20 protein-coding genes and 1 pseudogene are annotated in these 20,907 nt (G+C 72.4%); 12 read left to right on the forward strand and 9 right to left on the reverse strand.

The features are described from left to right. Window positions 1–107: 107 nt before the first annotated feature. Together ACK8N7_RS22400 and ACK8N7_RS22405 are read right to left on the reverse strand one after the other, a co-directional pair. A complete protein-coding gene (locus tag ACK8N7_RS22400; RefSeq protein WP_500443892.1) occupies window positions 108–1,328 on the reverse strand; it encodes an acetyl-CoA C-acetyltransferase in 1,221 nt (406 codons plus the stop codon). Window positions 1,329–1,493: 165 nt separating this feature from the next. Then, the gene (locus tag ACK8N7_RS22405) at window positions 1,494–2,501 is read right to left on the reverse strand and encodes an SGNH/GDSL hydrolase family protein (RefSeq protein ID WP_403212878.1); all 1,008 of its coding nucleotides are present in this window, start codon (window positions 2,499–2,501) and stop codon (window positions 1,494–1,496) included. Window positions 2,502–2,733: 232 nt separating this feature from the next. Here ACK8N7_RS22405 and ACK8N7_RS22410 point away from each other — a divergent pair, with 232 nt between their 5' ends. Further along, window positions 2,734–4,140 (forward strand): cystathionine beta-synthase, encoded by a 1,407-nt coding sequence (locus tag ACK8N7_RS22410; RefSeq protein WP_403212396.1) that lies wholly within the window; start codon window positions 2,734–2,736, stop codon window positions 4,138–4,140. Between the two features lie 382 nt (window positions 4,141–4,522). Here ACK8N7_RS22410 and ACK8N7_RS22415 read toward each other — a convergent pair whose 3' ends face one another. Continuing rightward, complete coding sequence (locus ACK8N7_RS22415; protein ID WP_403212394.1) at window positions 4,523–4,960, reverse strand: hypothetical protein; 438 nt, start codon at window positions 4,958–4,960, stop codon at window positions 4,523–4,525. 64 nt (window positions 4,961–5,024) lie between these two features. Beyond that, on the reverse strand, window positions 5,025–5,492 hold the full coding sequence (locus tag ACK8N7_RS22420) for a protein-tyrosine phosphatase family protein (RefSeq protein ID WP_403212392.1): 468 nt from the start codon (window positions 5,490–5,492) through the stop codon (window positions 5,025–5,027). 163 nt (window positions 5,493–5,655) lie between these two features. On the opposite strand from ACK8N7_RS22420, the gene ACK8N7_RS22425 reads away from it, so the two are divergent. Together ACK8N7_RS22425 and ACK8N7_RS22430 are read left to right on the forward strand one after the other, a co-directional pair. After that, on the forward strand, window positions 5,656–6,501 hold the full coding sequence (locus ACK8N7_RS22425) for a MurR/RpiR family transcriptional regulator (RefSeq protein ID WP_403212390.1): 846 nt from the start codon (window positions 5,656–5,658) through the stop codon (window positions 6,499–6,501). A gap of 167 nt (window positions 6,502–6,668) precedes the next feature. Then, window positions 6,669–7,208, forward strand: a pseudogene (locus tag ACK8N7_RS22430) (hypothetical protein). Between the two features lie 15 nt (window positions 7,209–7,223). Here the strand turns inward: ACK8N7_RS22430 and ACK8N7_RS22435 are convergent. The 4 genes from ACK8N7_RS22435 to ACK8N7_RS22450 all read right to left on the reverse strand — a co-directional run bounded on the left by ACK8N7_RS22435 (window position 7,224) and on the right by ACK8N7_RS22450 (window position 9,469). Beyond that, window positions 7,224–7,598 (reverse strand): hypothetical protein, encoded by a 375-nt coding sequence (locus ACK8N7_RS22435; RefSeq protein WP_109978052.1) that lies wholly within the window; start codon window positions 7,596–7,598, stop codon window positions 7,224–7,226. Window positions 7,599–7,731: 133 nt separating this feature from the next. Next, on the reverse strand, window positions 7,732–8,199 hold the full coding sequence (locus ACK8N7_RS22440) for a roadblock/LC7 domain-containing protein (RefSeq protein ID WP_500443895.1): 468 nt from the start codon (window positions 8,197–8,199) through the stop codon (window positions 7,732–7,734). 38 nt (window positions 8,200–8,237) lie between these two features. Beyond that, window positions 8,238–9,050 carry a transcriptional regulator gene (locus ACK8N7_RS22445; RefSeq protein ID WP_403212384.1) on the reverse strand — a complete coding sequence of 271 codons (813 nt, stop codon included), beginning with the start codon at window positions 9,048–9,050 and terminating at the stop codon, window positions 8,238–8,240. Further along, a complete protein-coding gene (locus tag ACK8N7_RS22450; protein ID WP_500443897.1) occupies window positions 9,047–9,469 on the reverse strand; it encodes a hypothetical protein in 423 nt (140 codons plus the stop codon). Before ACK8N7_RS22450 ends, ACK8N7_RS22445 begins: the two co-directional genes overlap by 4 nt. Before the next feature lie 383 nt (window positions 9,470–9,852). Here ACK8N7_RS22450 and hutU point away from each other — a divergent pair, with 383 nt between their 5' ends. Genes hutU through hutI form a run of 4 tightly spaced genes read left to right on the forward strand, consistent with a single transcriptional unit; the run spans window position 9,853 to window position 15,405 of the window. After that, on the forward strand, window positions 9,853–11,511 hold the full coding sequence (gene hutU / locus ACK8N7_RS22455; protein WP_403212380.1) for a urocanate hydratase: 1,659 nt from the start codon (window positions 9,853–9,855) through the stop codon (window positions 11,509–11,511). Further along, window positions 11,511–12,800 carry an allantoate amidohydrolase gene (locus ACK8N7_RS22460; protein ID WP_500443900.1) on the forward strand — a complete coding sequence of 430 codons (1,290 nt, stop codon included), beginning with the start codon at window positions 11,511–11,513 and terminating at the stop codon, window positions 12,798–12,800. Before hutU ends, ACK8N7_RS22460 begins: the two co-directional genes overlap by 1 nt. Continuing rightward, entirely contained in the window at window positions 12,791–14,176 is a 1,386-nt protein-coding gene (locus ACK8N7_RS22465; RefSeq protein WP_403212376.1) for a formimidoylglutamate deiminase, read from the forward strand. Before ACK8N7_RS22460 ends, ACK8N7_RS22465 begins: the two co-directional genes overlap by 10 nt. A 56-nt stretch (window positions 14,177–14,232) precedes the next feature. Further along, complete coding sequence (gene hutI, locus ACK8N7_RS22470) at window positions 14,233–15,405, forward strand: imidazolonepropionase (RefSeq protein WP_403212374.1); 1,173 nt, start codon at window positions 14,233–14,235, stop codon at window positions 15,403–15,405. 114 nt (window positions 15,406–15,519) lie between these two features. Here the strand turns inward: hutI and ACK8N7_RS22475 are convergent, their stop codons facing one another. Continuing rightward, entirely contained in the window at window positions 15,520–16,509 is a 990-nt protein-coding gene (locus tag ACK8N7_RS22475; RefSeq protein WP_403212372.1) for an RNA polymerase sigma factor SigF, read from the reverse strand. Window positions 16,510–16,794: 285 nt separating this feature from the next. Here ACK8N7_RS22475 and ACK8N7_RS22480 point away from each other — a divergent pair, with 285 nt between their 5' ends. The 5 genes from ACK8N7_RS22480 (at window position 16,795) to ACK8N7_RS22500 (ending at window position 20,902) form a co-directional block, all read left to right on the forward strand. After that, window positions 16,795–17,163, forward strand: coding sequence for an STAS domain-containing protein (locus ACK8N7_RS22480; RefSeq protein WP_403212370.1), 369 nt, complete (start codon window positions 16,795–16,797; stop codon window positions 17,161–17,163). A gap of 198 nt (window positions 17,164–17,361) precedes the next feature. Then, window positions 17,362–17,853 carry an ATP-binding protein gene (locus ACK8N7_RS22485; protein ID WP_403212368.1) on the forward strand — a complete coding sequence of 164 codons (492 nt, stop codon included), beginning with the start codon at window positions 17,362–17,364 and terminating at the stop codon, window positions 17,851–17,853. Window positions 17,854–18,018: 165 nt separating this feature from the next. After that, entirely contained in the window at window positions 18,019–18,759 is a 741-nt protein-coding gene (locus ACK8N7_RS22490; protein WP_500443903.1) for a peptidase, read from the forward strand. Window positions 18,760–18,803: 44 nt separating this feature from the next. After that, on the forward strand, window positions 18,804–19,805 hold the full coding sequence (locus ACK8N7_RS22495; RefSeq protein WP_500443904.1) for a hypothetical protein: 1,002 nt from the start codon (window positions 18,804–18,806) through the stop codon (window positions 19,803–19,805). After that, entirely contained in the window at window positions 19,802–20,902 is a 1,101-nt protein-coding gene (locus ACK8N7_RS22500; protein WP_500443905.1) for a hypothetical protein, read from the forward strand. The genes ACK8N7_RS22495 and ACK8N7_RS22500 overlap by 4 nt, the downstream gene beginning before the upstream one ends. Window positions 20,903–20,907: the final 5 nt, after the last annotated feature.

The raw sequence follows: 20,907 nt of genomic DNA on the forward strand, positions 1-20,907 counted from the left end.
TCGGCCGGATTCGGACACCCGGTGGCGAGGGAAGTCCTGGAGCCCCCGCAGGTGCTGGCTCAGCCGCTAGTGCTTGTGGTCGCGCTGGGCTTCGCCTCCGCTGCGGCTCAGCTCAGCCGCTCGATCACCATCGCCATGCCCTGGCCGCCGCCCACGCACATCGTCTCCAGGCCCCACTGCTTGTCGTGGAACTGGAGGCTGTTGATCAGGGTGCCGGTGATGCGGGCGCCCGTCATGCCGAAGGGGTGGCCGACCGCGATCGCACCGCCGTTGACGTTGACCTTGTCCAGCGGCAGGCCGAGGTCCCGGTACGAGGGGATGACCTGGGCGGCGAACGCCTCGTTGAGCTCGGCGAGGTCGATGTCGTCGATGGTCAGGCCGGCCCGCTTCAGCGCCTGCTTGCTGGCCTCGACCGGGCCGTAACCCATGATCTCGGGGGAGAGGCCGGAGACGCCGGTGGAGACGATCCGGGCCAGCGGGGTCAGGCCCAGCTCGCGCGCCTTGGTGTCGGACATGATCACCAGGGCGGCGGCGCCGTCGTTGAGCGGGCAGCAGTTGCCCGCGGTGACCAGGCCGTCGGGGCGGAAGACCGGCTTCAGGCCCTCCACGCCCTCCAGCGTGACGCCCGCGCGCGGGCCGTCGTCCTTGGAGACGACCGTGCCGTCGGGGGTGGTGACCGGGGTGATCTCCCGCTCCCAGAAGCCGTTCTTCAGGGCTTCCTCGGCGAGGTTCTGCGACCGTACGCCGAACTCGTCCATCTCCTGGCGGGTGACGCCCTTGGACCGGGCCAGGTTCTCCGCCGTCTGCCCCATCGAGATGTACGCGTCCGGGACGATGCCGTCCTCGCGCGGGTCGCGCCAGCCCGCACCGGACTCCTCGGCGCGGGCGGCGGTGCGGGCCTCGGCCTCGGCGAAGAGCGGGTTGTGCGTGTCCGGGAGGCTGTCGGAGTTGCCCTTGGTGAAGCGGGACACCATCTCGACGCCCGCCGAGATGAAGACGTCGCCCTCGCCCGCCTTGATCGCGTGCAGCGCCATCCGGCTGGTCTGCAGCGAGGAGGAGCAGTAGCGGGTGACCGTACAGCCGGGAAGGTGGTCCATCCCCATCTGCACGGCGATGATGCGGCCCAGGTTGTTGCCCTGCTCGCCCCCGGGCAGGCCGCAGCCCAGCATCAGGTCGTCGATGTCCTTCGGGTCCAGCTCCGGGACCTTGGCCAGCGCGGTCTGGATGATCGTGGCGGTCAGGTCGTCCGCGCGCAGGTCCTTGAGGGACCCCTTGAAGGCGCGGCCGATCGGCGAACGGGCGGCAGAGACGATCACGGCTTCGGGCATCACGCGGCTCCATGAGGGCTGGAAGGCTGGGTGGACGGAGGGAACTCCTCTGGAAGCTACCCGGGCGTATCGCCGGGGTCACCCGGCAGGCCGTGTGATGCGGGACTCTTTTCTAAGCGCTTGCTCAGCCCCGTGGCCTGCCGGGTGCTCCCGGCCCGGAAGCCCCTACGGATGACCGTGCGCCGCGTCCGGGTGCGGGTGGGGCGCCGGCTCCGTCTCCGTCGACGCGGGCAGACGCCGCCGCCTGCGGTGCTTGAGGAGGGCCCAGGGCGCGCGGGCCCCCGTGACCTCCGTACCGGCCTCGCGGGCCGCCTGGGAGGCCGCCTTGGCCACCGGGAGGATGTCCTCGCGGCGCGAGCCGTCCAGCCGGTCCGACTCCGGCCACAGGCCCAGCACCGCGCAGAGCGTGGGCAGCATCGCCATGGCCGCCGTCGCGTACCCCTCGGCCGAGGGGTGGTAGTTGTCCGGCCCGAACAGTTCGCGCGGGTTCGCCGCGAACTCCGGGCCCAGCAGGTCGCCCAGCGACACCGTGCGCCCGCCCTGCTCCACCGAGCCGATCGTCTGCGCCGCCGCCAACTGCCGGCTCACCCGCCGGGCCAGCCAGCGCAGCGGCTGGTAGACGGGCTCGATCGTGCCCAGGTCCGGGCAGGTCCCCACGACCACCTCCGCCCCCGCCGTCCGCAGCCTGCGCACCGCCGTCGTCAGACAGCGCACCGACTGGGTGGCGGGCATCCGGTGGGTGACGTCGTTCGCCCCGATCATGATCACGCAGACGTCCGGGGTACGGGCCGGGTCCGCGAGCAGCAGCGACACCTGCCGCTCCAGATCGTCCGACCGGGCCCCCGGCAGCGCCACGTTCCGCAGGTCCACCGGCCGCTCGGCCACCGCCGCAAGACCCGAGGCGAGCAGCGCCCCCGGGGTCTGCCCGGCCCGCCGCACCCCCTGGCCCGCTGCCGTCGAATCCCCGAGCATCCCGAGCCGCAGCGGATCGTTCGGACCGGCGAACGCCACCCCGTACCGCCCGTCCGCGCTCGGCGGAACCGGTGCCGTACCGCCGCCCACCTGCCTCTTCGCGAGCTGGACCTCCGCCAGGAACACGCCGACGGCCGCCGCACCGATCAGTCCGATGCTGCCACCGCCGTAAGCCGCGCCCGCCGCGATCCGCCGTGCCACCCTTGCTCTCGACACAGTCCGGTCCACCTCCTTCTCGCCGTACAGCCCTACATGTACCTACCTGCCCCAGGAAGGGCGCCGCCCAATCGCACCGCGCGTTTCCGGGCCCGTACGCTCCGTATCCGACCTCGCTTTCCGGCCTCCCCTTCCCGGGGCGGAGCCCGTACGTACGCATCGTCCGGCTCGTACGCATACTCTGGGCCGGACCATCTCGGAGATCCCGGAGTACACGGTGCAATTCCACGATTCGCTGATCACTCTTGTCGGCAACACCCCGCTGGTGAGGCTGCGCAACGTCACGGCAGGTATCCAGGCGACGGTCCTGGCCAAGGTCGAGTACTTCAACCCCGGCGGGTCGGTGAAGGACCGCATCGCCCTGCGCATGATCGAGGCTGCCGAGCAGAGCGGCGAGCTCGAGCCCGGCGGCACCATCATCGAGCCGACCAGCGGCAACACGGGCGTCGGCCTCGCGATCGTCGCCCAGCAGAAGGGCTACAAGTGCATCTTCGTCTGCCCGGACAAGGTGTCCACGGACAAGATCAACGTGCTGCGCGCGTACGGCGCCGAGGTCGTCGTCTGCCCCAGCGCGGTTGACCCGGAGCACCCGGACTCGTACTACAACGTCTCCGACCGGCTGGTCGCCGAGACGCCGGGCTCCTGGAAGCCGGACCAGTACTCCAACCCGAACAACCCGCGCTCGCACTACGAGACCACCGGTCCCGAGCTGTGGGAGCAGACGGAGGGGAAGATCACCCACTTCGTCGCGGGCGTCGGCACCGGCGGCACGATCACCGGCACCGGGCGCTACCTCAAGGAGATCAGCAACGGAGCCGTCCAGGTCATCGGCACCGACCCGGAGGGCTCGGTCTACTCCGGCGGCTCCGGCCGGCCGTACCTGGTCGAGGGCGTCGGTGAGGACTTCTGGCCCTCCGCCTACGACGCGAGCGTCACCGACGAGATCGTCGCGGTCTCCGACAAGGACACCTTCCAGATGACCCGCCGCCTCGCCAAGGAGGAGGGCCTGCTCGTCGGCGGCTCCTGCGGCATGGCGGTCGTCGGGGCCCTGGAGGTCGCCAAGCGGCTCGGCCCGGACGACGTCGTGGTGGTGCTGCTGCCCGACAGCGGCCGCGGCTACCTCAGCAAGATCTTCAACGACGAGTGGATGGCCGACTACGGCTTCCTGGAGGACACGAGCTCCTCGCCGCAGGTCAGCGCGGTGCTGAACTTCAAGGAGGGCCCGCTGCCCTCCCTCGTCCACATGCACCCGGACGAGACGGTCGGCGAGGCGATCGACGTCCTGCGGGAGTACGGCGTCTCCCAGATGCCGATCGTGAAGCCGGGCGCCGGACACCCCGACGTGATGGCCGCCGAGGTCATCGGCTCCGTCGTGGAGCGTCAGCTGCTGGACGCCCTGTTCACCCAGCGCGCCTCGCTCAACGACCCGCTGGAGAAGCACATGTCGGCCCCGCTGCCGCAGGTCGGCTCGGGCGAGCCGGTCGAGGACCTGATGGCCGCGCTCAGTGGTGCCGATGGTGCGGACGCGGCGATCGTGCTGGTCGAGGGCAAGCCGAAGGGCGTCGTGAGCAGGCAGGACGTGCTGGCGTTCCTCGCGAAGGACGCCGGTTCCACGAAGGTCTGACCGGCCGGCTTCGGGGCTTCGCGAAAACGGTACGAGCGCGTCACGTCCGCGCAGCACCCGCTTAACACGGCTCCGGCACATTGGTGGGTGTCGGCAGGGAAACCCGCCGGCACCCAGAACGGCGACACCGGACTACGGAGCGGCTCCCGGACCTCCACCGTCGCCCGGACGCGGGTATCCGGCCCTGACCCGGACCGCGTCCTTCGCGGGGACCGCCGTCGTCCCGCCCCCCGGGCCACCGGGGGTGCGGCGGCCCCCGCGACATACTTGCAGCGACTGCGCGGCCGGACCCCCTGCGGGCCCGGCCGCGCAGTCGTTCCCGCTGTGCACCAGGGCGCTGCTGCGTACGCCCCGCCCCGGGAAAACTGTCCGGTTACGTTCCTCAGTCCTGCCAGTCGGAGGCCTCGCGCCGCTCCCGCTGCCGGAACAGGCCCCCGTTGCGCGCCGCGTGGACCGCGTTCACCCCGACGATCCCCATCCAGGCCACCACCAGCCCCTCGATGCCCGCGTTGCCAGCCCCGATCGCGGAGAGCGGGATGGCCAGGACGAGCGAGACGATCCCGAACCCGAACCGCTCCCCGAAGCCGGACGCCGCGCCCGCCGCGGACGGCGAACGCGCGGACCGGGGATCCCGGGCGGCCGTCACCTGCTGCTCGGCCAGGTGGCGCCGGACCCGGCGGTCCATGGTGGTGTCGAGGCGCTGCTCGACCTTCTCCAGGAACGATTCGATGAGCGCGGACTCGTACTCCGGCCCCAGCTCACCGCGTGCGTGGAGCGTGGCGGCGAGATCCCTCTTGAGTTCGTGGTCTCGGGCTTCCATGCCTTTACGTTACGAGCGCGGGCAGGCCGGAACACGGGGGCTAACCCCCGTATTTCCCGGCACGTCACGGCTGGCCGGCCCGCCCCCCGCCGGACGCGCCGGCGGCGGAGGTCTGACGGATGAAGCGCCGCTGCCAGGGCACCTCGACCGCACGCGGGTGGTAGTTCCGCCGCACCCACGTGACCGCTTCCTTGGGGTTCATCCCCTCGAAGACGCAGATCGCGGACAACGCCGTCCCCGTCCGGCCGATGCCACCTCCGCAGCAGATCTCCACCCGCTCGCTCGCGGACCGCTCGTGGGCGAGGCGGAGCTCGCTCATCGCCTCCGCCGGGTCGGTGGGCAGCCAGAAGTCCCGCCAGGGCACCCACACCGATTCCCACGGCGGGTCGGCCGGCCGGTGGTCCGTCAGGTGCACGGCGAATGTCGGTGTCTGCCCCTCCGGCAGGTCATTCCTGAGGCCGCGCCCCCGGATCCGCCGCCCGGAGGGCAGCTGAATGACCTTGGGGGTATCGGCGTTCCATGGTTCGGTCATGGTGGATCCCTGTTGCGATCGGGCCGGCAGAAATGACGTGCCTGATGGTTTCCCGATTGCGGGCCGCCCGTCCACCCGCTGCATATGGACATGCAGGATCCTTCCTGGCTGAATGGATCTGTCGGCGCCGATCGTGGCGCGACGGATCCAGCAAGGGGACAGCATGAGTGGGAGCAGCCCCGCCGCGCGGTTGCAGCAGCTCTTCGAGGGGCACCGGCTCACGCCCACCCAGCGGCGCATCGCGCACTGCATGGTCCGCCGGGCGGCCGACGCGCCGTTCCTCTCCAGCGTCGAGCTGGCCGAACTCGCCGGGGTCAGCCAGCCCTCCGTCACCCGCTTCGCCGTCGCGCTCGGCTTCGACGGCTACCCGGCGCTCCGCCGCCACCTGCGCGAGGTCGCGCCCGCCGACGCGGAGCAGGAGGACGCGGGGGAGACGTACAACGAGTACCAGCAGGCCGTGCGCGCCGAGATCGAGAACCTCCAGCACCTCTCGGACCTGCTCGCCGACCCCGGACCCGTCGAGCGGGCGGGCCGGCTGCTCGCCGGGTCCCGGCCGCTGCCCGTGCTGGGGCTGCGCGCAGCCTCCTCGCAGGCGCGCGGGTTCGGCTACTTCGCCGCCAAGGTCCACCCCGACGTCCGGGTGCTCGACGAGGGCGGCTCCACGCTCCTGGACCGGATCGACTCCGCCCGCCGGGCCGGGGCCACCGCCCTGATGTGCTTCGCGCTGCCGCGCCATCCCAAGGAGTGCGTGGAGGCGCTGGCGTACGCCGGGGAGCAGGGGTTCACCGTCGTGACGGTCGCCGACTCCGCGTTCGCGCCGGTCGCCAAGCACAGCGATCTGCTGCTCCCGGCGGCCATCGGCTCCGGGCTCTCCTTCGACACCGTCTGCGCGCCGATGCTGCTGGGGCGGGTGCTGCTGGAGGCGATGTGCGACGAACTCCCTGACGCCCAGGCGCGGCTGGAGGAGTTCGACGTACGGGCGGCTGCTCGGGGTCTGTTCGTGGAGTGAGGGGCCCGCGCCCGCCGTTTTCCCGGATTCTCACGCATCGCTCATCTGCGGCCGCTGATCTCCGCGCCCAGAACCACCGCTCCAGCACGGAGCGGGACATCGCAGAGCGGGACATCGCGGAGAGACGGGGTACGGACGTGGGGCGCGGAGGGCAGTCGCTGGCGAGAGTGGCCGTGATCGTACGGGCCGGAGCGGCACCGCTGTGGTGGGCCGGGCTGGTGGCCGCCGCCGCGGGAGCGTTCGTACCGGGGCTGACCGGACGCAGGATCGGGCTGCTGGCCGGGGCGGCGCTCTTCATCGTCACCGCGGCCGTCGTGGCCCTGGCGCGCGGCGGGCGGTAGGCGGAGCTGGCCCGGGGCGCCTCCCGTGCGGGACGCGGCGACTTCCTCCAGGACCGGACCGTGACCGTACGGGTGTGGCGGCGCGGGCACCGGTGGTGGCTGCTGGGGGCGTTCGTGGCGGCGGTGGCCTCGTCGTTCGCCCTGCCTGGCGCCGGCGGGCTGGTGCTCGCGGGTGCGGGGGCCGGTCTCTGGGCGAAGGCCGTACGGATCGGGCAGCGGGAGCGCCGGGACGACGCCCTGTACTGGGTGCGCACCGACTGGGCCGGGCGCGGCAGCCCGGTCGCGAAGCGGGTGCAGGGGCACCGCACGACGGGACCGGTGGCGGGGGACGCCGCGCCGGGCGGGGCGCGGCGTCGCCGCCGGTGAGGGTCCGGAAGGCGCTCAGACCTCCAGCTCGGCCTCGATCCTCTTCAGCTGGTGGCGGGCCATCGCCAGGTTGGCGCGGCTCGCGTCCAGCACCAGGTAGAGGAAGAGGCCGTTGCTGCCCCGGGTCTTGAGCAGCCGGATCAGGTGGTACTGGGTGCCCAGGGTGATGAGGATGTCCTCGATCTCCTCCTTGAGGCCCAGGTGCTCCATGGTGCGGAGCTTGGCGCGGATCACGTCGGTGTTGCCCGCGGCGGCGACCTCCAGGTTGAAGTCCTTGCCGCCGCCGAGCGTGCCCAGGGCCATCCCGCTCGTGTAGTCGACGAGGGCGACACCCGTGGTGCCCTCGATCGAGCTCATCGCTTCCTTCAATGACGCTTCGGTGTTCGCCATGGGGGCGTGTTTCCTTTCCGTGGCCGGCCGGGGTGACCGGGTCCTTTTCTGTATGGGTGACGTGGGTTTCCGCGTGATGGCGTGAGTCCCGGTGGTCTTGGTCGTACGGGTGGGGGGAAGCGGGGAAGCGGTTTCACGTGGGGCGCTGGGGGAGCGTGCGGTTGGGGGCGCCGCGCTGTGGGGCGGTGCGGGGCATGGGGGGCGTGCGCTCGGCGCGTTCCAGGGCGGCGTCGACGAGTTCGCCGATCCGGGCACCCGCGCGGCGGCCCTCCAGGTGGAGCCGGCCGACGTTGATGCGGTCCTCGGCCAGCAGGGTCAGGACGGCGGAGGAGCCGGCGGCGTAGGTGGCGATGTAGCCGCTCTCGCCGCGGACCAGGAGCTCCCGGAAGCCGCCGCGGCCGGTGGCCTCCGTCATGCGGATCGAGACGCCGAGCGCGGCGGCGGTGAGGGCGGCGACGCCCTCGGCCTCGATGCCCGGGGTGTCGTGGGCCAGGACCAGTCCGTCGGTGGAGGCGGCCAGCGCCCCGGCGAGCAGGGGGACCCGGGCCCGTAACCGCTGGAGCTCGTCGAGGACACCGCGTGTCTCGGCCTCGGGAACCATCAGCTGTCTCCTCCCGGCACGCTGTCTGAGCGCGCGTATCACAGGGCCTCCAATGCGTCTCGGAGCCGGCGCAGCAGGGCGATATCGGGGTCGGCCGTCACCTCGGGGAGCGTGATCCGGCCGTGTGCCGAGGCGGTGGCGGGCAGCGGCTGGGCGCGGACCGCCGCCACCAGGCCGGCCGCGGCGAGCCGCCGCAGGTCGACCAGGATGTGGAACGCCGAACGGCCCAGTGCCTGGGCGATGTCGGAGGCCGTACGCACGCCGTCGGCCAGCTCCAGGACGGCGCGCTGGCGGGCGGGTACAGGACTGTCGCCCGGGTGCGCCGACGACCGGACCACGGGGGCGCTGTCGCAGGCCGGGTCGGGCCAGATCCGGTCCAGCAGCTCCCGTCTGCGCAGCGTCTCGCGCTGTACGGCGGCCGCCGGGACCGGCCGCACCGGGCCGATCCAGTGGGACACCCCGTAACGGAAGCGGGCGGGCGTCCCGGTCGGGGCGAGGGCGAAGAACGCGGCGTCGTACAGCGCGCCCAGGTGGCACAACTCCAGTGCCCCGCCCGGCACATGGCCGCTGTCCACGAGGTAGCGGCCGACCCGTTGCCCGGCCCCGGCCTGCGCCACCGCGTCCCACCAGCCCTCGTGGCGCAGCGTGCCGCCGGTGGTGAGGAGCACGTCGATGCCGGGGGTGGCGGGGCTCTCGGCGTGCACCACCTGGCCGTCGGCGAGGTAGAGCGTGCCGCGGTCGCGCATCAGGGCGCCGGTGGCCCGCTCGGCCGCGAGCCGCTGGAGCATCGGGGAGAGGACCGGGAGCCGGTCCGTCTCGGGGGCGCCGGGGTCGGCGGCTATCGCGCTCATGCCAGCACCAGCCGCTCGGCCAGCTCACCCAGACGTAACCGGGCCAGCGCGAGGTTGCCCTCGGAGCGGCTCAGCCAGAGGTGGAGGAAGACGCTGCTGTCGAAAGCCGTCTCGACGAAGCGGAGCATGTGGTATCCGTCTTGGGTGGTGACGATGACGTCCTCGACGGCGGTGCTCGGCGCCCCCGCCGTCGTTTCTGCCGGTGCGGCCGCGGTCCCCGCCGCCAGGTGGGCGAAGGCGGGCTGTTCGGCGGTCATCCGGGCGACCTCCGCCGTCTCGGCCGCCGTGGCCTCGTGGTCGCCGTTGGGGGATTCGCCGATGGTCCCGAGCGCGAGGCCGCTCGTCCAGTCGACCACCGAGGCGCCACGGGCGCCGGGCAGCCTCATGACTTCGAGCAGGCACTCGTCGATTCCGGGCACGCGGATTCCCCTCCCGACGCGGCGTACGGCTGTGACCCTGAGGCTACGCAACGTGCTCACGGCAGGTGGAGGTTCTGGCATTTTCCTTTGGTACATGCGCGGCGGGGTGTAAAGGAGCGGCCGGATCGCGTCGGCCGTCGTGTTCGGGAGGGTGTGTTCCCCGGCCATGCCGGAGCGGAGCCGCGGGGTGGTCACGGGGGTGGCCGGCGCCGGGCCGGTGACCGTGGGCGGGACGTTCGGCGCGCGGGGTTTCGGCGGAAAACCGACCGCCGACGGGCTTGCGTCCGGCGTTCGGGGGTGCGGCGCGAACCGCCCCTGTTGACTACGACTATTCAGCACCTCAGGATGTGAATAGATATTCACCGTCGCGAGGAGGCACCGCCATGTCAGGACCCCGCCCCGTACGAGCGCCGCGCGGCAGCGCCCTCAGCACCCTGGGATGGCAGCAGGAAGCCGCCCTGCGCATGCTCCAGAACAACCTGGACCCCGAGGTCGCCGAGCACCCCGACAAGCTCGTCGTCTACGGCGGCACGGGCAAGGCGGCCCGCGACTGGCGCTCCTTCGACGCGATGGTCCGGACGCTGCAGACGCTCAAGCAGGACGAGACGATGCTCGTCCAGTCGGGGCGGCCGGTCGGTGTCATGCAGACCCACGAGTGGGCGCCGCGCGTCCTGATCGCCAACTCCAACCTGGTCGGCGACTGGGCCAACTGGGAGGAGTTCCGCCGCCTGGAGGCGCTCGGCCTCACCATGTACGGCCAGATGACCGCCGGGTCCTGGATCTACATCGGCACCCAGGGCATCCTCCAGGGCACCTACGAGACCTTCGCCGCCGTCGCCGCGAAGAAGTTCGGCGGGACGCTGGCCGGGACGATCACCCTGACGGCCGGGCTCGGCGGCATGGGCGGCGCCCAGCCGCTCGCCGTCACCATGAACGACGGCGTCGCCATCTGTATCGACTGCGACCCGCGCGCCATCGAGCGCCGGATCGAGCACCGCTTCCTGGACGTCAGGGCCGACAACCTGGAGCACGCCCTCCAGCTCGCCGTCGAGGCCCGTGACGCCCGCCGCCCCCTCTCCATCGGCCTCCTCGGCAACGCGGCGGAGCTGCTGCCCCGGATGCTCGCCGAGGGCGCGCCGGTCGACATCGTCACCGACCAGACCAGCGCCCACGACCCGCTGGCCTACCTCCCGCTCGGCGTGGACTTCGACGACATGGCGGACCTCGCCGCCGAGAAGCCCGCCGACTTCACCCAGCGCGCCCGGGAGTCGATGGCCCGCCACGTCGAGGCCATGGTCGGCTTCATGGACGCCGGGGCCGAGGTCTTCGACTACGGCAACTCCATCCGCGGTGAGGCCCAGCTCGCCGGGTACGACCGCGCCTTCGACTTCCCCGGCTTCGTCCCCGCCTACATCCGCCCCCTCTTCTGCGAGGGCAAGGGCCCCTTCCGCTGGGCCGCCCTGTCCGGCGAGGCGTCCGACATCCACAAGACCGACAAGGCGATGCTGGAGCTCTTCCCGGAGAACGAGTCGCTGCACCGCTGGATCAAGATGGCCGGCGAGCGCGTCCACTTCCAGGGCCTGCCCGCCCGCATCTGCTGGCTCGGCTACGGCGAGCGCGACAAGGCCGGCGAGCGCTTCAACGACATGGTCGCGAGCGGTGAACTGGCCGCCCCGCTGGCCATCGGCCGCGACCACCTGGACTGCGGCTCGGTCGCCTCCCCGTACCGCGAGACCGAGGCCATGCTCGACGGCTCCGACGCCATCGCCGACTGGCCGCTCCTGAACGCCATGGTCAACGTCGCCTCCGGCGCCTCCTGGGTCTCCATCCACCACGGGGGCGGCGTCGGCATGGGCCGCTCCATCCACGCGGGCCAGGTCACCGTCGCGGACGGCACGAAGCTCGCGGGCGAGAAGATCCGCCGCGTCCTGACGAACGACCCCGGCATGGGCGTCATCCGTCACGTCGACGCGGGCTACGACATCGCGGATTCGGTCGCCACCGACAAGGGCGTACGCGTGCCGATGGCGGAGGGCAACTGATGCCCACGGGCACCACGCCGAACGGCACGACGGAGAGCACGCCCGGGGCCACGTGGCGCACGGGTGACTCCTTCCTCTCCATGTGGCGCGAGCTGGCCCCCGTCGGGCGCCACCCCGAAAGCGGCGGCTACCGGCGTTACGCCTGGTCGGCGGCGGACCTCGACTGCCGGGCCTGGTTCCGTACGCAGGCCGAGGCGCGCGGCCTCACCTACGAGAGGGACCGCAACGGCAACCAGTGGGCCTGGCTCGGCGACCCCCTGGCCGGCGACGCCGTCGTCACCGGGTCGCACCTGGACTCCGTCCCGGACGGCGGCGCCTTCGACGGGCCGCTGGGCGTGGTCTCCTCCTTCGCCGCTCTCGATGAACTCCACAGCAGGGGCGCGGCGTTCACCCGCCCCCTGGCGATCACCAACTTCGGTGACGAGGAGGGCGCCCGCTTCGGTCTTGCCTGCGTCGGGTCCCGGCTCGCCGCCGGGCAGCTCACCGCGGCCGACGCCCACCGACTCCGGGACGCGGACGGGACCACCCTGCCCGCCGCCATGGAGAAGGCCGGACACGACCCCGAGGCCATCGGCCCCGACCCCGAACGGCTCGCCCGTATCGGCGCGTTCGTCGAACTCCACGTCGAGCAGGGCCGCGCCCTCGACCTGACCGGCGACCCCGTCGGCATCGCCTCCGCCATCTGGCCGCACGGCCGCTGGCGGTTCGACTTCCGGGGCGAGGCCAACCACGCGGGCACCACCCGCCTGGCCGACCGCCGCGACCCGATGCTCACATACGCCGAGACCGTGCTCGCCGCCCGCCGCGAGGCCGAACTCACCGGCGCGCTCGCCACCTTCGGCAAGATCGCGGTCGAGCCCAACGGGGTCAACGCCATTCCCTCCCTCGTCCGTGGCTGGCTGGACTCCCGCGCCGCCGACCAGGCGACCCTGGACGCCGTCGTCACCGGGATCGCGCGCGCCGCCCAGGAGTACGCCGGGCGGGCCGGGATCGACCTCGACGTCGTACGGGAGTCGTTCACGCCCGTGGTCGAGTTCGAGCACGCCCTGCGCGACGAGCTCGCCAAGATCCTGGAGGGGACCGGCGACACGGGGCGCCCGGCCCCCGTCCTGGGCACCGGCGCGGGCCACGATGCGGGTATTTTGTCCGCTTCGGTGCCCACCGCCATGCTCTTCGTACGGAACCCCACCGGCATCTCGCACTCCCCGGCCGAGCACGCCGCGGAGGACGACTGCACGGCCGGGGTGCGGGCACTCGCCGACGTACTGGAAGGTCTCGCGTGCAGCTGACAACCCGGACCGCGGTGACGACAAGGGCGGTGGGCGGGCCCGTCACCGCTACGTACTGGATGGACCACGCCTGGCTCGGGACCCATGTCGAGCCCGATGTCACGGTGGAGGTCGCCGACGGCCGCATCGCCGGAGTCAGGACCGGGGTGGAGACACCCCCGCCCGGCGCCACCGTGCTGCGCGGCCTGACCCTCCCCGGCCTCGCCAACACCCACTCCCACGCCTTCCACCGGGCCCTGCGCGCCACCGTCCAGGTGGGCTCGGGCACCTTCTGGACCTGGCGCGAGCTGATGTACCGCGCGGCCTCCCGGCTCACCCCGGACAGCTACTTCGACCTGGCCCGCGCCACGTACGCGGAGATGGCCCTGGCCGGCATCACCTCCGTCGGCGAGTTCCACTATCTGCACCACGCGCCCGGCGGCACGCCCTACGACAACCCGAACGCCATGGGCGAGGCGCTGATCGCGGCGGCGGCCGAGGCCGGTATCCGGATCACCCTGCTGGACACCGCCTACCTGGCCGCCGGCTTCGGCGAGAAGCCCGACCGGCACCAGCTGCGCTTCTCCGACACCACCGCCGACGCCTGGGCCGAGCGCGCCTCCCTCCTCAAGGGCGACGACCACACCCTGATCGGCGCGGCCGTCCACTCCGTCCGCGCGGTCCCGGCCGGCCAGCTGGCCACCGTCGCCGCATGGGCCGAGGAGCGCGGCGCCCCGCTCCACGTCCACCTCTCCGAACAGACGGCGGAGAACGAGGCCTGCAAGGCCGCCCACGGCCGCACCCCCACCCGGCTCCTCGCCGACCACGGGGTCCTCGGCCCGCGCACCACCGGCATCCACAACACGCATCTGACGGAGGAGGACATCGCGCTGCTCGGCTCCTCCGCCACCGGCACCTGCATGTGCCCCACCACCGAACGCGACCTCGCCGACGGCATCGGCCCCGCCGCCGCCCTCCAGAAGGCGGGCTCGCCGCTCTCGCTGGGCAGCGACAGCCACGCCGTCATCGACCTCTTCGAAGAGGCGCGGGCGATGGAGCTCAACGAGCGGCTGCGCACCCACATCCGGGGCCACTGGACGGCCGCCGCCCTGCTGAGGGCCGCCTCCGCCGACGGGCACGCCGCACTCGGCCGCCCCGACGCGGGCGTCCTGGAACCGGGCGCGCCCGCCGACCTGACGACCGTCGCCCTGGACTCCGTCAGAACAGCGGGGCCGGTGCCCCGACTGGCAGCGGAGACCGCCGTATTCGCCGCCTCCGCCGCTGATGTGCGGCACACGGTCGTGGCAGGCCGTCACATCGTGCGGGACGGCCGCCACGCACTGATCGAGGACGTGCCCGGAGCGCTCGCCGCAGCCGTGGCCGCCCTGCACCACTGACCCCGGCCCCGACAGCGGACCCGGACCCCCCGGAACGCAAGGAGAACACTCTCCAGATGACGACCACCGCCGTCACCCACATCGCCAGCCTGGTCACCAATGACCCCTCCCTCGGCAACGGGACCCCCCTGGGCCTGATCCTGGACGCGGCCGTCGTCATCGAGGGCGACCGCATCGTCTGGACCGGTGAATCAAGCAAAGCACCCGCCACTGACAACGTCCTCGACGCGGCCGGCCGGGCCATGATCCCGGGCTTCGTCGACTCCCACTCGCACCTCGTCTTCGCGGGCGACCGCACCCAGGAGTTCAACGCCCGTATGTCGGGGCAGCCCTACACGGCGGGCGGCATCCGCACCACGGTCGCCGCCACCCGCCAGGCCTCCGACGAGGAGCTCTCCGACAACGTCGCCCGCTACCTCGCCGAGGCCCTGCGCCAGGGCACCACCACCCTGGAGACCAAGTCGGGCTACGGCCTCACCGTCGAGGACGAGGCCCGCGCCCTGCGCATCGCCTCCCGCCACACCGACGAGGTCACCTACCTCGGCGCCCACATCGTCTCCCCGGACTACGCCGACGACCCGGCCGGATACGTCGACCTGGTCACCGGCCCGATGCTGGAGGCCTGCGCCCCGCACGCCCGCTGGATCGACGTCTTCTGCGAGCGGGGCGCCTTCGACGGCGACCAGGCCCGCGCCATCCTCACGGCGGGCCGCGCCAAGGGGCTGCACCCCCGTATCCACGCCAACCAGCTGACGTACGGCCCCGGCGTCCAGCTCGCCGTGGAGCTCGACGCCGCCTCCGCCGACCACTGCACCCACCTCACCGACGCCGATGTCGACGCGCTCGGCCAGGGCAGCACGGTCGCCACGCTGCTCCCCGGCGCCGAGTTCTCCACCCGCGCCACCTGGCCCGACGCCCGCCGCCTGCTGGACGCGGGGGCCACCGTCGCGCTCTCCACGGACTGCAACCCCGGCTCGTCGTTCACCTCGTCCATGCCGTTCTGCGTCGCCCTGGCCGTACGGGACATGGGGATGACCCCCGACGAGGCCCTCTGGTCCGCCACCGCGGGCGGCGCAGCGGCCCTGCGCCGCACGGACATCGGCCGGATCACTCCCGGCGCCCGCGCCGACCTGGTCCTCCTCGACGCCCCGAGCCATGTCCACCTCGCCTACCGCCCGGGCGTCCCGCTGGTGAGCGCGGTCTGGCGGGGCGGCGAGCGGGTGGAGTAGCCGCCGGGAGCCGCACATGCGGAAGGACCCGCCCCGGTATCCGGGGCGGGTCCTTCCGCATGTGCTCGGCACCGGCCTGCGCGGCCCCGTGGCGGGGCGGTGGACCGGGTCCGGCTATTCCTCCAGGGTCAGCCCCTTGCGGAGCTTGACCAGCGTCCGGGAGAGCAGCCGGGACACGTGCATCTGCGAGATGCCCAGCTCCTCGCCGATCTCCGACTGCGTCATGTTGCTGACGAAGCGGAGCGAGAGGATCATGCGGTCCCGCGAGGGCAGCGAGGCGATCAGCGGCTTCAGCGACTCGACGTACTCGATGCCTTCGAGCCCGTGGTCCTCGTAGCCGAGGCGGTCCGCGAGGGCGCCCTCGCTGTCGTCCTCCTCGGGCTTGGCGTCCAGCGAACTCGCGGTGTACGCGTTGCTCGCGGACATGCCCTCGATGACCTCGTCCGCCGTGATGCCGAGGCGCTCGGACAGCTCCGCCACGGTGGGCGCGCGGTCCAGCTGCTGGGAGAGCTCGTCCCCCGCCTTGGCCAGTTCGAGCCGGAGCTCCTGGAGCCGGCGCGGTACGCGCACGGACCAGCTGGTGTCGCGGAAGAACCTCTTGATCTCGCCCACGATGGTCGGCATCGCGAACGTCGGGAACTCGACACCGCGGCTCAGCTCGAACCGGTCGATCGCCTTGATCAGGCCGATGGTGCCGACCTGGACGATGTCCTCCATCGGCTCACTGCGCGAGCGGAACCGGGAGGCGGCGAACTTGACGAGCGCGAGGTTGAGCTCGACGAGGGTGTTGCGGACGTACGCGTACTCGTGCGTGCCCTCTTCGAGGGATTCGAGGCGCTCGAAGAGCGTCTTCGACAGGGCCCTGGCGTCCAGAGCCCCGATTTCGGCGTAGGGCGGGATCTCGGGGAGGCCCTCGAGGCCCTCAAGCCCCTCGCCGGAAGAGTCGGGGGTGCCGGAAGAATCCGGGGTGGTGCCGGTAACGCTGGCGGAGCTGGCGCGCGGGCCCGGAACGGCGCTCGCGGCGGGGGAGTCGGAATTGGTCGGTCCCTGAGGACATGCCGACGACGCGTTGGGGGTACGCGCTTCGTCGAGCCGGGGTGACATGGTTCTCCTCCATCGTTCTCGGCATATGGCTGCCGACGCCCATACGTGTTCCTGCGGTGAAGCGGCGCCTCCAAAGCCGGTCGTGTTTCGGGTGTCCCTCTACCCTTACCCGGTTCCTGCCAGCAGTTACAAGCGCCAATTGACGCTATATGTCTGGTTTGTTCAGGTCTTCGACTACCGCGTGGCGAATGAAACGCGTACTGTTTCAGGCACGTCGGCGGCAGCTCTGCATCGCCGTACAGGCATTGACGCGCACAGTGACGGACGGCGAAGAGGTACATGGGCATGGACCGCGGGACGGTCGGCAGTGCGAACCGGGGTCGCCTTCAGGTGGAGACCCGGACCGAGGGGCGCAGCGAGGTCGTGACGCCGGTGGGTGAGCTTGATCACCACACCGCCGATCTGCTGCGGGAACCTCTGGAGAGCGCGGTCGAGCAGGGGCGGTCACGCCTGGTGGTCGACTGCTCACGTCTGGACTTCTGCGACTCCACCGGGCTCAACGTGCTGCTCGGTGCCCGCCTCAAGGCGGAGGCGGTCGGAGGAGGGGTCCATCTGGCCGGAATGCTGCCGGTCGTGGCGAGGGTCTTCGAGATCACCGGTGCGGAGGCGGTCTTCACCGTCCACGCCACGCTCGAAGAGGCCCTGGAAACCTAGATCCGGTGCGCCGCGCGAGCGCGTTGTCCCTGATGGGACCGTGTTACGCGATCGACTGCCCGAAGTGGGTGTCGTAGCGGTGCGGCCGGGCAGGAGACACTCCGTCGGCATCCCGTAAAGATCCGGCACACTCGGTAACTGATCATTTCTGTTCAATCGCGACATGGCGACATGGCGAATCGGTGAGGTGAAGCGCTGATGAGCACCACCCGGCAGCATCCGCCGGGCGACCTCGGCCGCGAGCCGGAAGGAGCGGGCGCAGCCTCGCCCGTTCCGGCCGAGCGGCAGTGGCGCACGCTCTCACTCGGGCAGGCCAGCGGGATCGTTCCGATGGCCCGTGATTTCGCCCGGCAGGCCCTGCACGACTGGGGATGGCTCCCGGCGTCCAGCGCGGACCGCCGGGCCGCGGCCGAGGACGTCCTGCTGGTCGTCTCCGAGCTCGTGACCAACGCCTGTCTGCACGCGGAAGGCCCCGAGGAGCTCCGGATCGGCTGCACGCCCAAGGCGCTGCGCGTCGAGGTCGTCGACCGGGGGGCCGGCCAGCCCGCCCCCCGTACGCCGCACCGCGCCGGCCGCCCCGGCGGGCACGGCATGTTCATCGTGCAGCGCCTCTGCCTGGACTGGGGCGTACAGCGTACGCCGGAGACGCCGGGCAAGACCGTCTGGGCGGAGCTCGCCGCCCCCGCATAACCGCTTCCCACCACACATCGAAGAGCGCGCCGATCCGGTGCGCTCTTTGTCTTCCCTCCATCAGGCCCCGGGCGTACCTTGAGCGCCAAATCTGATGTGTCGTCAGTAACTTGCGCCCGTACGGATCGTGGCGCGCGGCGACGTCCGGCATGAGGGGAACACAAGGTGTCGAACCAGAAGCGGACAGCTCTCGCGCTGACGGCCGTGCTGGCGGGCTCGATGGTGCTGATGGCCGCGCCCGCCGCCCACGCCGAGGTCGTGGACGTCAACTACCAGTGCGAGACGCCCATCGGGCCCAAGGGGGCCGTCTCGCCCATCGATATCAAGAGCGTCAAGAGCGGCAACGGCTACAAGCTCACCATGTCCTTCCAGAAGGGCGTCTCCTCCAGCCCGGTCGAGCTGGGCAAGGGGGCCATGAACCCGAGCGCCGTGATCGAGGTGGGCGGCGCGGAGACGGGGAAGCTCCAGGTCTCGGGACCGGCGAACGCCGAGGCGATTCCGGCCAACACCCCTATCAAGATAAGTGACTTGTCGGGGACGTACGCCCCGAAGAAGAGCGGCAAGGTCACCTTCACCGCCGGGGTGCTCACCATCAAGGCGCTCGGTACGACCACGACCTGTACGCCCAAGAACAGCCCCGGCCCCTCCCTGGAACTCGACGTCGAGGGCGCCGGCGGCTCGGGCGGTTCGGGGGGCTCCACAGGCGGTTCGGCCGGCGGCGGTTCCACGGGAGGTTCCACCGGCGGCTCGACGGGCACCGGCGGAGCGTCCGGCGGCGGCGAACTGCCGAAGACAGGGCCGCTCGACTCGGCGGTGGCGCTCGGCACCCTCGGCGGGACCGTGCTGCTGACCGGAGCGGCCGGAATGCTCTGGCTGACCCGGCGGGGCCGGCGGCCCGCGGCCTGAACGCCGTAAAGGACCGCGTGAAGGACCGCGTGAGGGAGCAGCCCATGCCGCAGTCGACCCCGTACGTACGCCGGAGGCCGCTCGCCCCGCCGGGGCCGCTCGTCCCGCCCCGGCTGTTCGCCCTTGCGGTGCTGTTCGGTGCCCTGCTGCTGTCGCTGCTCGTCGCACCCCCGGCGGCGGCTGACGACGGCCCCGGGGCCCCGGCGGGCTGGACCGCCCGGCCCGCGGGGGGCGGGAGCACCGGGCAGGACGCCCGGCCTTACTCCTACCTGGAGGGCACCCCCGGGACGGTGCTCCAGGACCGGCTCTCGGTGACCAATCCCGCCCGCACCCCGCTCACCGTACGGCTGCGGGGCGACGGCCGGGCCGGGCCGTGGTTCCGGTTCGCCGCGGACACGGTCACCGTGCCGGCCCGGACCCGCGCCGACGTGCCGTTCGCCCTCACCGTGCCGCGTGACGCGGTGCCGGGCGGCGTCGCGGGGGAGATCCTGACCGTCGGCGGGGGCGAGGAGAGGCGTGTACCTGTACGGGTCCGGGTCGGCGGCCCCACACTGGCGGCGCTCACCGTGGAGGACGTCGAGGTGTCCGGGCGGGCCATCCGGTACGCCCTGGTCAACCGGGGCAACGCACCCCTGCGGCCCCGGCTGGCCGTGCACGCGGAGGGAGTGTTCGGCATGCTGCTGGACCGGCAGGCCCGGCCGCTGACCCTGGAGCTGGCCCCCGGCCGCCGGGTGGAGCTCACCGAACCCTGGCCGGACGCCCCGGCCCTGGACTCGGTGACCGTACGGCTGCGGGTCACCGCCGATGGCGGGGCACGGGACGAGGCGACGGCCTCGGCGGCGTACGTTCCGGTGGCGCCGGTCACCGGAGCCGGGCTGTTGGCCCTCGGCGTCCTGGCGGTGCTCGGCGCGCGGGCGTACCGGCGGCGCATCCGGCGGGGGAGGACGGGGACGGGCGCGGCAGCGGCCACCACTCCCGCCCCCGGGCCGGACGGCCAACCGGACAGGGAGTCCAGGCCCTTGGAGACGGCGGGAGCGGAATCGTGACGCAGCACCCCGGAGGCCGACCCGCTCGGCGCACGGCGCCGGCAACTCTCCTGCTCCTCCTCTCCGTTCTGCTGGCCCTGTCCTCCCTGGCCGCCCCGGGCGCCGCCACACCCGCGTCGGCGGCCGAGGGGGACCCCTCCGTCATGCTCTCCAAGAAGGAGGCGGGCAAGGGCGGTGAGATCACCGTCAAGGGCACCGGCTGGCGCTCCGAGGCGCTGCTGATGCTGCTGATCTGCGGCCGGTCCACCCCGGAGCGGGGCGTGATCGGCGGTACCAACTCCTGCGCCAACGCCGACGGCAGGGCCGTCACCACCGACAAGAAGGGCGCCTTCAGCAAGAAGCTGCCGGTGGCCGAGCCGCCGGAGCCCTGCCCCTGCGTGGTGCACGTGGCCACGGTGACCGGTGAACAGGACCTGGCGGACGCAGTGTTCATGGTGGCGGGCCACGCCACCGCCCCGCTGCCGCCCCGGAGCGAAGAGGGGCGGCTGGCGGTGCTGGCCACCACCCGGCTGGAGGGCGGGAGTTCACTGCTCACCTGGTTCGGCGCGCCGCCCGCCCGGCAGCTGGTCTTCACCGTCGGCAACCTCGGTACGGAGCCGGTGGAGGACCCCGTCTTCGAGATCGGCACCGCGCACGGCGTCTACGCCCCGCAGTGGGAGGAACGCCAGTGGCGCGGCACGGTCGCGCCCGGGGACAAGGCGCGGATCGAGCTGCCGGTCGAACTGTCCGCCGGAGCGCACGGCGACTACCAGGTCTCCCTGCGGTACGGGACGAAGGTGCTGGCCGAACAGCCGTGGGGGGTGGGCCGCCCGTGGGGCGTGACGCTCTTCTGGGTGCTGCTCTGCCTGGTCGTCCCGGCCGCCGTCTTCCGTATCGGCATGGCCGTCGTGGACAAGGTCCGCCCGCGCCCCGCCGGAACGGTGGCACGCCACGCGCACCGCACGCGGGCGCCCGCCATGAACGCGCCCGCGCACCCGGGCACGGACACCGCCCCGGCCACGCTGCCGTGGTTCACCCAGGACTCCGCACCGTCGAAGAACCGGCGTTCCGCACCGTCGGAGAACCGACCCCCACCCACGACGAAGGGACACGTGTGAGAACG

The sequence above is a fragment of the Streptomyces griseobrunneus genome (assembly GCF_046713465.1).
In the GTDB taxonomy this organism is placed as follows: domain Bacteria; phylum Actinomycetota; class Actinomycetes; order Streptomycetales; family Streptomycetaceae; genus Streptomyces; species Streptomyces microflavus.